Origin of the sequence: Halodurantibacterium daqingense (genome assembly GCF_042666235.1) — a bacterium.
Taxonomy (GTDB): Bacteria; Pseudomonadota; Alphaproteobacteria; order Rhodobacterales; family Rhodobacteraceae; genus Halodurantibacterium; species Halodurantibacterium daqingensis.
Genome location: NZ_JBHTFQ010000011.1, coordinates 44,287 through 56,102 on the forward strand (window position 1 = coordinate 44,287; position 11,816 = coordinate 56,102).

Here is an 11,816-nt window from a genome sequence, read left to right on the forward strand (position 1 = left end):
GCCGCGCCCGGCAGCGTCAGACGAAGCGGTTCACAAGGTTCTCCAACGCCTCTTGCCGGCCCGACCGCGGCTTGGGGTTGATGCCTTCCGACAGAACGCGTTGGGCAATGGCGTCAAGCGTGCCGCCTTGCAGCATCTCCTGCGCCGCCGGGGCGGACCAGCCGGCATAGCGGTCTGCCCGCTGCCTTTCCAGTGTGCCGTCCTCGAGCATTGCCGCGGCCGCCTTGAGCCCGCGCGCGCAGATGTCCATCGCGCCCACATGCGACAGGATCAGATCCTCGGGCTCGATGGACTGGCGCCGGATCTTGGCGTCGAAATTGGTGCCGCCGGTGGTGAACCCACCCGCCTTCAGGATCTCGTAATAGGCCAGCGCAACTTCGGGAACGTTGTTGGGGAACTGATCCGTATCCCAACCCGACTGATAGTCGTTCCGGTTCATGTCGATCGAACCGAAGATGCCAAGGCTCGCGGCCGTCGCGATCTCATGTTCGAAGGAATGGCCGGCGAGGATCGCGTGGCCTTGCTCGATATTGACCTTCACCTCGTTTTCCAGCCCGTAGCGGCGCAGGAAGCCATAGACGGTGGCCACGTCATAGTCATACTGGTGTTTCGACGGCTCCTGCGGCTTGGGCTCGATCAGGATCGCGCCCTTGAAACCGATCTTGTGCTTGTAGTCGATCACCATCGACAGGAAGCGGGCCATCTGGTCGGCCTCGCGCGAAAGATCGGTGTTCAGCAGCGTCTCGTAGCCCTCGCGCCCACCCCACAGCACGTAGTTCTCGCCACCCAGTTTCAGCGTCGCATCCATGCAGGTCTTGACCGTCGCGGCGGCGAAGGCAAAGACATCGGGATCGGGGTTCGTCGCGGCACCGGCCATGTAGCGGCGGTGCGAGAACAGGTTGGCCGTTCCCCACAGCAGGCGGGTGCGCGACTGCTGCATCTTTTCGCCGATGTAATCGACGATGGCTTCCAGATTGCGGGTGTTTTCGGCGAAATCCGCGCCCTCGGGGCGGATATCCGCATCGTGGAAACAGAAGAACGGCGCCTGCAGGATGTCGAACAACTCGAAGGCAACATCGGCCTTCAGGCGGGCCAGATCCATTGTCTCGCCGAACCAGGGCCGCTCGAAGGTCGGGCCACCGAAGGGATCGGTTCCGGGCCAGGCAAAGCTGTGCCAGTAGGCGACGGCAAAGCGCAGGTGGTCCTGCATCCGCTTGCCCATCACCACTTCGTCGGGATTGTAGTGGCGGAAGGCAAGATCAGTCGTGCTGTCGGCGCCTTCGAAGCGGACAGGCGCGATGCCTTTGAAGAAGTCGGTCATGTCAGTCCCTTTATCGCGGATTGCGCCGCGCGGTAGCGGCTGTGGGCAGCGTCGAAGGCGGCGGTCAGGCCGGCATCGGGCAGGATGGTTCTTGCGGCCTCGGGCGGGGTGGCGATTTCGGCGCCGGCGCCGGTGGCCGCCATCAGGGCCAGACGCGCCGCACCAAAGGCGCCGCCAAAATCGCCGGCGACAGGCAGAGTCACGGGGGTGTCAAGCGCCGTGGCAATCACCTGAAGCCAGTAGTCCGACCGGCTGCCACCGCCCACCGCCAGCAGCGTCTCGATGCTGGTGCCGGTTGCTGCCAGCGCATCGCGGCAATCGCGCAACGCAAAGGCAACGCCCTCAAGCACCGCGCGCGTCGCGGCCGCACGGTCGGTGGCATGTTCAAGCCCGACAAAGGCGCCGCGGATCGTGGCATCGTTCAGAGGCGTCCGCTCCCCGCCAAGGTAGGGCAGAAACAGGGTCCTGGAGGGCGCGACAAGCGCCCCGAGATCGGCCGTCAGCTGCGACGCGGCTTCACCCGCAAGGGCTGCGAACCAGTTCAGCGCGTCGGTGGCCGAAAGGATCACGCCCATCTGGTGCCATGTCTCCGGAAGGGCATGGCAGAAGGTATGTACCGCCGTGGCCGCATTCGGCGCATAGCCGTCATTGGCCGCGAACAGAACACCCGAGGTTCCAAGCGACACAAACGCCTGCCCCGCACGCACCACGCCCACCCCGATTGCCGAGGCCGCGTTGTCGCCACCGCCGCCGGCCACCACCACATCGCGCGGCAGGCCCCAGCGGTCGGCCAGGCCCGCGCGCATCTGCCCAGACACCTCGGACCCCTCGATCAGATCCGGCATGTGACTGCGATCCAGCCCGCAGGCGGCCAGCAGGTCGTCCGACCAGTCGCGCCGCCCGGTGTCCAGCCAGCTTGTGCCCGCCGCATCCGACATTTCGGCCACATGGGCTCCGGTCAGCCACAGGCGCAGGTAGTCCTTGGGCAACAGCACCTTCGCCAGCCGTTCGAACAGGCGTGGCTCATGGTCCCGCACCCAGTTGATCTTGGGTGCCGTGAAGCCGGGAAAGACAATGTTGCCGGTCACCCGCCGGAAAGCGGGATTGGCATCCAGCGCCGCCGCTTCGCGATGGGCGCGCGTGTCGTTCCACAGGATCGAAGGGCGCAGCACCTCGTCGGCGGCATCCAGGAGCGTCGCGCCATGCATCTGCCCCGAAAGGCCAATCGCGCGCACCGCATCCAGTGGCAGCGCGGCGGCAAGCGCATCGAAAACGGCCTCGGCGGCGGCAATCCAATCGGCGGGGCTTTGTTCCGACCAGCCGTCGGCAGGCCGGCTGACGGAAAGCGGCGCCGTCGCCTCGGCGCGGACGCGCTGGTCTTCGTCGATGACGATCCCCTTGAGCGCGGAGGTCCCCAGATCAAGACCGATGAACATCACGCCGCCTTCGACGGGTTCTTGCCCAGAATGATCATGCCAAGGATATCGTCCTCGGTCACGTCCTCGACGCGCTCGGTCCCCACCAGCTTGCCGTTCTTCATCACCGTGACACGATCGCACAGATGCATCACGTCGTGGATGTCGTGGCTGATCAGGAAGATCCCCAGGCCCTGCCGCTTCAACTCGTCGATCAACTCGCCGACCATCTTGGTTTCCTGCGGTCCAAGCGCGGCGGTGGGTTCATCCATGATCAGGATCCGCGCGTTGAAATAGACCGCGCGCGCGATGGCCACCGATTGCCGCTGTCCGCCCGAAAGCGCCTTTACCGGTTCGGCGAACTTGCGGAAGTTGGGATTGAGCCGGCCCATGATCTTGCGGGTTTCCGCCTCCATCCGCGCATCATCGACAAACCCCAGCGGCGTGGTCAGTTCACGCCCCAGAAACAGGTTCGAGGCCGCATCGAGGTTATCGGCCAGCGCCAGCGTCTGATAGATCGTCTCGATATTGTAGCTGCGGGCATCGCGCGGGTTGCGGATATCGGCCTTTTCCCCGTTGATCAGGATCTCGCCGCTATCGGCCTGATAGGCGCCGGACAGGATCTTGATCAGCGTGGACTTGCCGGCCCCGTTATGGCCCAGAAGGCCCACGACCTCGCCGGGATGAAGATCGACCGAGACGTGATCTACCGCCTTGACGCCGCCAAAGGCGATGGAGATGTCGCGCATTTCGACAAGAGGGGTCATGTCACTTCGCTCCTGTGCGCTTGCGATAGACGATGTCGACAAAGACGGCAAAGACGAGAACCGATCCCACGACGATGTTCTGGAACGGGGCATCCACCCCCACCATCGCCATCCCCGATTGCAGGGACTGCATGATAAGCGCGCCAAGGATCGCGCCATAGATCGTGCCGATTCCGCCCGACAGAGCGGTGCCTCCGATCACGGCGGCGGCGATCACGCGCAATTCGTCCAGCGTGCCGATATCATTGGCATGGTTCGCCGCGCGGGCCGAGGCCACCACCGCCGAGAGTGCGCAAAGCGCCCCCATGATCGCAAACACCTTGACCGTCAGCAGGCGGGTGTTGATCCCCGAAAGCTCTGCCGCTTCGGGGTTGCCCCCCGTCGCAAAGATATAGCGCCCCAGCCGGGTGCGCCGCGCGACCAGCGTCATGATGATCGCGATGGCCAGCAGCACCAGAACGGAGATGGGCAGACCGTAGCCCTCGGTATAGCCTTCGGGCATGATCTCGCCGCGCATCTCGAAGACGCGGCGCAGCCGGGCGGCCGGCACTTCATAGGCGTTCAGCGTCGCGACAAAGCCCAGGATGGCACCGGCGATGATTGCGGCCATGACCATCTCTGCCCAGACCGGCTTGACCGTGAAGCCGTGTTGCATCTTGCCGCGGCGCGACATCCACTGCGCATAAAGCGCCGCAAGCACAGCAAGAATCCCCACCACCCAGGAGGCGGTTTCGCCGATAGTGCCATTGGCGCCACCGAACAGCATGAAGGTGCTGTCGAGCGGGCCGATGGTCTGACCGCTTGTCAGGTACCAGGCAACGTTTCGCCAGACCAGAAGCCCCCCCAGCGTGACAATGAAGGCCGGGATCGTCAGATAGCCGACCAGCCAGCCGTGGAAGGCGCCGATGGCCGTTCCGGCAACAAGCCCCACAAGGATGGCAAGCGGCGCGTTCAGCCCGCTGTTCAGCGCGATCCCCATCACCTGCGGAAGAAACACCGTCTGCGTCATCGCCATGATCGCCGAACAGGTGGCAAGCAACGCCCCCACCGACAGGTCAATATGGCGGGTCACGATCACAAAGACCATTCCGGTTGCCATGATGGCCACGGACACCGTCTGGATCGTGAGGTTGAAGACGTTGCGCGGAGTCAGGAAGCGTCCGTCGGTGATCAGATGAAATCCGACACAGAGCAGGATGAAGGCTCCGATCATCCCCAGAAGGCGGGTGTCGATTTCCAACGTGTCGATCAGACGGCGTCTTTGGGCGGGCATGTGGGCCGCGTCAGTCATGGGCATGTCCTGTGGCAGGCCGGCCGCGATGCGCGGCCGGAAGGGGGCGCCCCGCAGACGGGGGCGCCGGCCGGTTTCAGTTGCAGGGCGACGGACCGCCCGAAACACCCTGGCAAAGCGCCTCTTGCGTGATCCAGCCGGCCTCAACCACGACATCGAGGTTCTCGGCGGTCACCGGGATCGGTGCAAGGAACAGGGCGGTCAGTTCGGTGCCCGAGGGCGAGGTCCAGCTTTGCGCGCCCTCGATATCAGCCATCTCGGTTCCATTGGCCATGGCGACGGCGATCTCGGCGGCGTTACGGCCCAGTTCGCGTGCATCCTTCCAGACCGAAACCGTCTGGGTGCCCAGCGCGATGCGGTTCAAGGCGGCATGGTCGCCATCCTGTCCCGACACCGGAATGCCCTGCATGCCCTGCGCGGTCAGCGCGGCAATCGCGCCGCCCGCCGTGCCGTCATTCGAAGCCACGACGGCGTCAACATTGTTGTCCTGGGCGGTCAGGATCTGTTCCATGTTGCGCTGCGCATTGGCCGGAAGCCAGGCATCGGTATAGGCTTCGCCGACAATGGTGATGCGCCCGGCGTCGATCGCCTCTTGCAGCACCTCCTGCTGGCCACCGCGCAGGAAGTCGGCATTGGGATCGGTGGGCGAACCCTTGATCATCACGTAGTTGCCCTCCGGCGCCTGCTCGAGAACCGCCCGCGCCTGCATGCGGCCGACCTCGACGTTGTCGAAGGTCAGGTAGAAGGCGCGCGGATCCTCGATCAGCCGGTCGTAACCCACGACCGGGATCCCCTCGTCCGCCGCGGCCTGCACCGCAGGGCCGATGGCCTGGCTGTCCTGTGCGAGGATGATCAGCGCATCCACGCCTTGCGCGATCAGGCTTTCGATATCCGACAGCTGCTTGGACGAGGATGATTGCGCATCGGCCGAAATATAGCGCGCGCCGGCTTCCTCGAGCGCCGCACGGATCGCGGCTTCATCGGTCTTCCAGCGCTCCTCCTGGAAGTTCGACCAGCTCACGCCGACGGTGATGTCCTGCGCCTGCGCGGCAACGGAAAAGCCTGCCGTGGCAAGCACGGCGGCGAGAACGGTTTTATGCATGTAGACCTCCCTACGGGTTTGGCGGATTCGCCTAAACGCGATCAAAATGCACCTATTAATTTTAGTTGTCAAAAAATTTATGTCGGTCAATTCTGTAACCGCACGGCGGAATGGCCGCATTTCTGCAGCGCGGCGAAAGACTGGGCGACACGCACGCAGCAGGAGCGCGTCGCGCGGGATAATTCATTAGGGGGGCGAATTAATGAATCAGCATGGATCAGGGGCCGGCAAAGCCGGCTGCGGGCCACTGATCCCGCCCCTGGCAGAGACGATGCGCCCGTTGCGGCAGCAGGTATTCGAGCGGGTGCGTGCGGCGGGCCAGATCCCACGCGTGCAGGTCGCGAAGGATCTGGGCGTCAGCCCGGCCTCGGTGACGACCATCACCTCGGACCTGATCGAGCGCGGCCTGATCGAGGAAGTCACCTCCCCACGCGACAGCGACGGCGGACGCGGCCGGCCCGCCGTGGCGCTGGGGGTGCGCGCTGGCGCGCTGTGGGTTGCGGGAATGAAGCTTTCCGACCGCGAACACACTGCCGTCATCGTGGATTTTGCCGGAAACCTGATTGCGGGAGATGTGATCCCGCGCCGCCCCGGGCTGCTTGACCTGCCGGAAATCATGGCGGCCGCCACCGCGCTGCTGGACGGGGTCTGCGCCAAGGCCGGGCTTCTGCGCAGCGATCTTTCCGCCGTGGGGCTTGGCGTGCCCGGCTTTGTGGACAGCGGCGCCGGCCAGGTCCTGTGGTCGCCGGTGCTGCGGGACCGGGATGTGCCGCTGGCCGCGCTGGCCAGCGCGGCACTGGGCCTGCCGGTGCATGTGGACAATGACGCGAACCTTGTGACCCTGGCCGAGCTCTGGTTCGGTGCGGGACGCACCCTGTCGGATTTCGCCGTCGTCACCATCGAACACGGGCTGGGCATGGGGCTGGTGATCAACCACCGGATTCATCGGGGCGCCCAGGGGCTGGGCATGGAGCTGGGCCACACCAAGGTTCATCTGGATGGTGCGCTCTGCCGGTGCGGGCAGCGCGGCTGTCTCGAGGCCTATGTGGCCGATTACGCGCTGGTGCGCGAGGCGACGACGGCGCTCAACCTTGCCCACAAGGACGGGCAGCCGATCTCGGTGTTGCTGGAAAGCCTTTATGATCACGCCAAGGCCGGCAATCAGGCCGCGCGGTCGATCTTCCGCCGCGCGGGCCGCTATCTTGCCGTGGGGTTGGCCAATGTCGTGAACCTGTTCGACCCGGCGCTGATCATCCTGTCGGGGGAACGGATGCGATACGACTATCTCTATGCCGCCGACACGCTTGCCGAAATGGAAGCGCTGGTGCTGAACACCGGCCGCCCGCCGCCCCCGATCAAGATCCACGCCTGGGGCGATCTGTTGTGGGCCCATGGCGCGGCGGCGCTGGCGCTATCGGCGGTCAGCGAGGCGCTGCTTGCCCCTTCGCGCGAACCGGCAGTGGCATGAGATACCTCGCACCGCTTCTGGCACTTCTGCCGCAGCCCCTGGGCGCCGAAGTGCTGTTCCGGCCGGCCGACCCGCTGCCCGTGCCGCACATCTATTCCGGCGAGTGGGAGCATTTCGTCGGCGGCGGCGTGGCGATCCTTGATTGCAACGGCTCGGGCCGGCCCGATCTGTTTGTGGCGGGCGGCGCCGGCCCCGCCGCGCTTCTGATCAACCGGACTGCGGCGCCCGGAGACCCGCTGCGCTTCGAACCGGCAGAGATTGCGCCGATCACCGGGGTCACAGGTGCCTATCCCCTTGATATCGACGGCGACGGGCATCTGGATCTTGCGGTGCTGCGGGTTGGCCCCAACCTGCTGCTGCGCGGCAACGGGGACTGCCGCTTTGAGGATGCGAGCGACGCCTGGGGGTTTCACCGCGGTGACGCCTGGTCAACGGCCTTCAGCGCAACCTGGGAACAGGGACGGGCCTGGCCGACGCTGGCGATCGGGAACTATGTGGACCGCAGGGCCCCCGACGGGCCTTTCGGCGCCTGTGACGTGAACGAACTGCACCGCCCGAGCGGCAAAGGCTTCGCCCCGCCGCAAATCCTGAGTCCCGGCTACTGTGCGCTGTCGATGCTGATTTCCGACTGGCAGCGGAACGGTCGGCCGCAACTGCGGATTTCGAACGACCGGCATTACTATATCCGTGGCGGGTACGAGGAAATGTGGCGTCTTGAGCCGCTTGAACCGCGCGGCAGCGACGACGGCTGGCCGCTGATCTCGCTCTGGGGCATGGGGATCGCAAGCCGCGACATCACCGGCAACGGCTTTCCGGATGTGATGCTGACCTCGATGGGCGACCAGCTTCTGCAGTTCAATGACGGCACGCACTACGTAAACGCACCCTATGAACAGGGCAGCGCCGCCCAGCGGCCCTGGTTCGGCGACGACGGGCGCCCGTCAACCGGCTGGCACGCGGAATTCGGCGATGTGAACAATGATGGGCTGGCCGATCTGTTCATTGCCAAGGGCAATGTCGACCAGATGCCGTCGAATGCGATGAAGGATCCGAACAACCTGTTGATCCAGGAGGGCGATGGCCGCTTTGCCGAACGTGCCGATACGGCGGGTGTGGCCAGTCTGGCACGGGCACGGGGCGCGGGGCTTGCGGATCTGGATGGCGACGGGCGGCTTGACCTTGTGGTCGTCAACCGGCGCGCGCCCTTGGAGATCTGGCAGAATGTCAGCAGCGGCACCGGAAACTGGGTGGCCGTGACGCCGCGGATGGAGGGGCCGAACCGCAACGCTGTCGGTGCCTGGGTGGAGCTGCGCACGGCAGGGCGGACGCAGGTGCAGGAGGTAACCGTCGGCGGCGGCCATGGCAGCGGCCAGGCGGGGCCGTTGCACTTCGGCCTTGGCGACCACGACAATGCCGAACTGCGCGTTCTCTGGCCTGACGGGCGACTGACCGACTGGCATGTCGTGCCGGTCAACCAGTCCCTGCAGATCGCGCCCGACTGACAGGCGGCGCTAACGTTCGACTGGCAGGCCGCTTGGCACGGCCTCGGGAATGCCCAGCCGGCCCGCGATCGCCCCCTTGTCAGTCAGGCTCTCCAGAAAGGAAAGCAGCGCCGACCGGTCGTCCGCGGCAAGCTGAAGCGGCGCCCGCCGAACCGCGGCAGCAATCGCCGCCCGGTCTTCATCAGACGACATCACCGCAAGGTCAGGGCGCTGCGGATCAAACGTCGGCAGCGCGGCCTGAAGCCTGTAGCTGTCCAGCCCTGCAACCGGATCGAGGTGATGGACAAGAAAGGCATCAAGGTCGCTGAAGGCGCCGGCATGGCCCCAGGGCCCCGTTGCCGATACGTTGCGCAGCGAGGGGGTGCGGAAGGCATAGGCATCCTCGGGCCTGCCGGTGACCCGCATCCGCCCGATATCGCGCTGATGGCTTTCAAACCGTTCAGCCTTGCCCGGGCCGATCTGCGGTTGCCCCATTGCGTGAAAGCGGTGATCGGTCTGGAACGGCCCCGAATGGCAGTCCGAACAGCCCGCCTCGCCGTAAAACAGCGCCATGCCGCGCTGCGCGGTCGGCTCAAGCGGCGATTCCCCGCGCAGATGCCGGTCAAAGGGGCTGTCGTCGGAGCGCCATTCAAAGGCGACGAAGGCCCCGATGGCATCGGAAATATCCGTGAAGCCGATGGCCCTGCCGGCTGCGATATCGGGATAAACCTCGGTGAACAGCGCCGCATAGGCGGGAATATCCGACACCCGCCGCGCGATCAGATCCCAGGCGCCACCCGGGCCGGTGATGCGTCCCTGCCGCACGGCGGTGCTGATCTCGTTTTCGCCATAGTGCCCGGCCATCTCATCGGCAGACAGAACCGGAAACATCGTCTGGGCCGAGAGGATGTCGCGGAAGCCCTGGACCATTTCCTCTTCCAGCGGGGTGCGGAGGCCGCTGGGGCGGTTCGGATCGCTTTCGATGCGGCCGTCGTGGAACATCACCGTGAATTCCCGCGCGCCAAGGTTGAAAAGGGCGGGCGCGTTGCGCGGCAGGCGCTGTTCCGGCGGGTTGGCCGGGTCCACGCGGCGATCCGGCCCCAGCCCGATCGCCCCCTCGCCAAGGTTCAGCGACACGCCGTCCGCCGTTGCGAAGCGCGGGTGATGGCAGGTCGCGCAGGAAATGTTTCGATTGCCCGACAGGATCGGGTCATAGAACAGAAGCTGCCCAAGTCGCGCTTCGGCGGGATCAACCGGATGAAACAGCGCGTCCGTTACCGGCTGAGGCACGCGCGTGTCAGCCGGCACCGGACCTGCCGCAGCCAGCAGGGCGGCAGACGCGATGGCCAGGCCACGGATCCCCTTGTCCATGCACATCCTCCCCAGGTGATGACACGGGGAAGTGAAGCATCATCCGCGCCGTTCGGAAAGGGGTCAGAAGCTGCCGAAGGCAGTTCCCAGCAGGATGATTGCGGCAAGCGCCAGCAGCGGCACAAGAACCGCCACCACCGCGATGTCGCCATAGCTTTCGCGATGCGTCAGCCCGCAGATCGACAGAAGTGTGATCACCGCCCCGTTATGGGGCAGCGCATCCAGCCCCCCGGTTGCCACGGCAGCCACCCGGTGCAGGAGCGCGGGCGCGATTCCGGCCTCGGCCGCCATCTGCCGATATGTTTCTCCCAGCGTCGCAAGGGCGATCGACATTCCCCCCGAGGCCGATCCGGTGATCCCCGCCAGAAGGTTCGTGGCGACGGCAAGCGACAGGAGCGGGTTCGCCCCGCCGATGGTCAGAACCTGATCGCGGATCAGCCCGAACGCAGGCAGCGCCGCGATGACGGCGCCAAAACCCACAAGGCTTGCGGTGTTGAAGATCGGCATCAAGGCCCCCGCCGCCCCGGCATTCAGCGCCTCCGCCAGCCCGGATCTGCGCCAGTTCATCGCCAGAAGCGCAAGGATCGATGCAACCAGCGCCGCAATGATCGACCAGAGCCCGCGCAGCGCCGAGATATCGGTGGCCCCGTAAAGCGGCAGGGCAAGGTAGCCGGTCTGCAGGCGCGGGATGATGACCCAGGTAAAGAGGGCATTGGTGGCGATCATCAGCAGAAATGGCACGAGCGCCAGCCAGAAATCGCCACTGTCCCGGTCAAGGCGGGCATCCGGGGGCGGCACGTCATCCTCGGCGCCATAGCCGGGCCCGATGTGCCGAGCCCTGAATTCAAGCCAGCGCCAGCCGCCGAGGAACATGATCAGCGCCGCGACTATGCCCAGCCCCGGGGCGGCGTAGGGGGTCGTGCCGAAATGGGGCATCGGGATCGCGTTCTGGATTGCCGGCGTGCCCGGCAGCGCCGTCATGGTGAAGGTAAAGGCCCCCAGCGCCAACGTGGCCGGCACAAGGCGCTTGGGCAGTTGGGCCTGCCGGAACAGATTGGCAGCAATCGGATAGATGGCGAAGGCCACGACGAACAGCGATACGCCGCCATAGGTCATCACCGCAGCCGACAGGACCACTGCAAGGATCGCCCGCTGCGCGCCCGCCCGCGCAATGATCCCCTCGGCCAGAACCCGGGCCACGCCGGTCGCCTCGGCCAGTTTTCCAAAGACCGCCCCCAACAGGAAGATCGGGAAATAGGCGATGACAAATCCCCCCATCGCCCCCATGAAGATCTGGGTATAGGCGGCAAGGATCGCGCCCGTTCCCGAAAGCGCCACCGCCAGAACCGCCATCAGCGGCGCAAGCAGGATCAGACTGCCACCACGATAGGCAAGATAGATCATCGCGCCCAGCGCCAGAAGGATGACCATGATGCCGTACATGCCGCCTCCGACTTGCTGCGCCGCAGCATGCCGCAGAGCCGCGGCGGGCGCAACGGCCGTTTCCCGCCGCGGCTCGGGAACCGCGCGACGCAAGCGGGCGTTGCGTGATTGAAGCCGAATTCCCGGCGTGCAAGACTGGGGATCAGTGCGTGGGAGG

General features: G+C 65.7%; 9 protein-coding genes. 2 read left to right on the plus strand and 7 right to left on the minus strand.

Annotation, left to right across the window (positions count from 1 at the left end):
* Positions 1-16: 16 nt before the first annotated feature.
* The 5 genes from xylA to xylF all read right to left on the minus strand — a co-directional run bounded on the left by xylA (position 17) and on the right by xylF (position 5,896).
* Entirely contained in the window at positions 17-1,321 is a 1,305-nt protein-coding gene (gene xylA / locus ACFQXB_RS17030) for a xylose isomerase (protein WP_377406247.1), read from the minus strand.
* Positions 1,318-2,757 (minus strand): xylulokinase, encoded by a 1,440-nt coding sequence (gene xylB / locus ACFQXB_RS17035; RefSeq protein WP_377406250.1) that lies wholly within the window; start codon positions 2,755-2,757, stop codon positions 1,318-1,320. Before xylB ends, xylA begins: the two co-directional genes overlap by 4 nt.
* Positions 2,757-3,503 carry an ATP-binding cassette domain-containing protein gene (locus tag ACFQXB_RS17040; RefSeq protein ID WP_377406252.1) on the minus strand — a complete coding sequence of 249 codons (747 nt, stop codon included), beginning with the start codon at positions 3,501-3,503 and terminating at the stop codon, positions 2,757-2,759. The genes xylB and ACFQXB_RS17040 overlap by 1 nt, the downstream gene beginning before the upstream one ends.
* A 1-nt stretch (position 3,504) precedes the next feature.
* Positions 3,505-4,794, minus strand: coding sequence for a sugar ABC transporter permease (locus tag ACFQXB_RS17045; protein ID WP_377406255.1), 1,290 nt, complete (start codon positions 4,792-4,794; stop codon positions 3,505-3,507).
* A 76-nt stretch (positions 4,795-4,870) separates the two neighbouring features.
* A complete protein-coding gene (gene xylF, locus ACFQXB_RS17050) occupies positions 4,871-5,896 on the minus strand; it encodes a D-xylose ABC transporter substrate-binding protein (RefSeq protein WP_377406258.1) in 1,026 nt (341 codons plus the stop codon).
* A gap of 271 nt (positions 5,897-6,167) precedes the next feature.
* Between xylF and ACFQXB_RS17055 the strand changes: the two genes are divergently transcribed.
* Together ACFQXB_RS17055 and ACFQXB_RS17060 are read left to right on the plus strand one after the other, a co-directional pair.
* Complete coding sequence (locus ACFQXB_RS17055; protein WP_377406260.1) at positions 6,168-7,364, plus strand: ROK family transcriptional regulator; 1,197 nt, start codon at positions 6,168-6,170, stop codon at positions 7,362-7,364.
* Positions 7,361-8,866: a CRTAC1 family protein gene (locus ACFQXB_RS17060; protein ID WP_377406263.1), complete on the plus strand. Its 1,506-nt coding sequence runs from the start codon at positions 7,361-7,363 to the stop codon at positions 8,864-8,866. The genes ACFQXB_RS17055 and ACFQXB_RS17060 overlap by 4 nt, the downstream gene beginning before the upstream one ends.
* A 9-nt stretch (positions 8,867-8,875) precedes the next feature.
* Here ACFQXB_RS17060 and ACFQXB_RS17065 read toward each other — a convergent pair whose 3' ends face one another.
* Both ACFQXB_RS17065 and ACFQXB_RS17070 read right to left on the minus strand, forming a co-directional pair.
* Positions 8,876-10,216, minus strand: coding sequence for a cytochrome-c peroxidase (locus ACFQXB_RS17065; RefSeq protein WP_377406266.1), 1,341 nt, complete (start codon positions 10,214-10,216; stop codon positions 8,876-8,878).
* A 63-nt stretch (positions 10,217-10,279) separates the two neighbouring features.
* A complete protein-coding gene (locus tag ACFQXB_RS17070; RefSeq protein WP_377406269.1) occupies positions 10,280-11,659 on the minus strand; it encodes a GntP family permease in 1,380 nt (459 codons plus the stop codon).
* Positions 11,660-11,816 lie beyond the last annotated feature (157 nt).

Coding starts and splice junctions, on each gene's coding strand:
- ACFQXB_RS17040 (WP_377406252.1), bottom strand. CDS start 3,503: ATGACCCCTCTTGTCGAAATGCGCGACATCTCCATCGCCTTTGGCGGC.
- ACFQXB_RS17055 (WP_377406260.1), top strand. CDS start 6,168: ATGCGCCCGTTGCGGCAGCAGGTATTCGAGCGGGTGCGTGCGGCGGGC.
- xylB (WP_377406250.1), bottom strand. CDS start 2,757: ATGTTCATCGGTCTTGATCTGGGGACCTCCGCGCTCAAGGGGATCGTC.
- ACFQXB_RS17065 (WP_377406266.1), bottom strand. CDS start 10,216: ATGGACAAGGGGATCCGTGGCCTGGCCATCGCGTCTGCCGCCCTGCTG.
- ACFQXB_RS17045 (WP_377406255.1), bottom strand. CDS start 4,794: ATGACTGACGCGGCCCACATGCCCGCCCAAAGACGCCGTCTGATCGAC.
- ACFQXB_RS17060 (WP_377406263.1), top strand. CDS start 7,361: ATGAGATACCTCGCACCGCTTCTGGCACTTCTGCCGCAGCCCCTGGGC.
- xylF (WP_377406258.1), bottom strand. CDS start 5,896: ATGCATAAAACCGTTCTCGCCGCCGTGCTTGCCACGGCAGGCTTTTCC.
- xylA (WP_377406247.1), bottom strand. CDS start 1,321: ATGACCGACTTCTTCAAAGGCATCGCGCCTGTCCGCTTCGAAGGCGCC.
- ACFQXB_RS17070 (WP_377406269.1), bottom strand. CDS start 11,659: ATGTACGGCATCATGGTCATCCTTCTGGCGCTGGGCGCGATGATCTAT.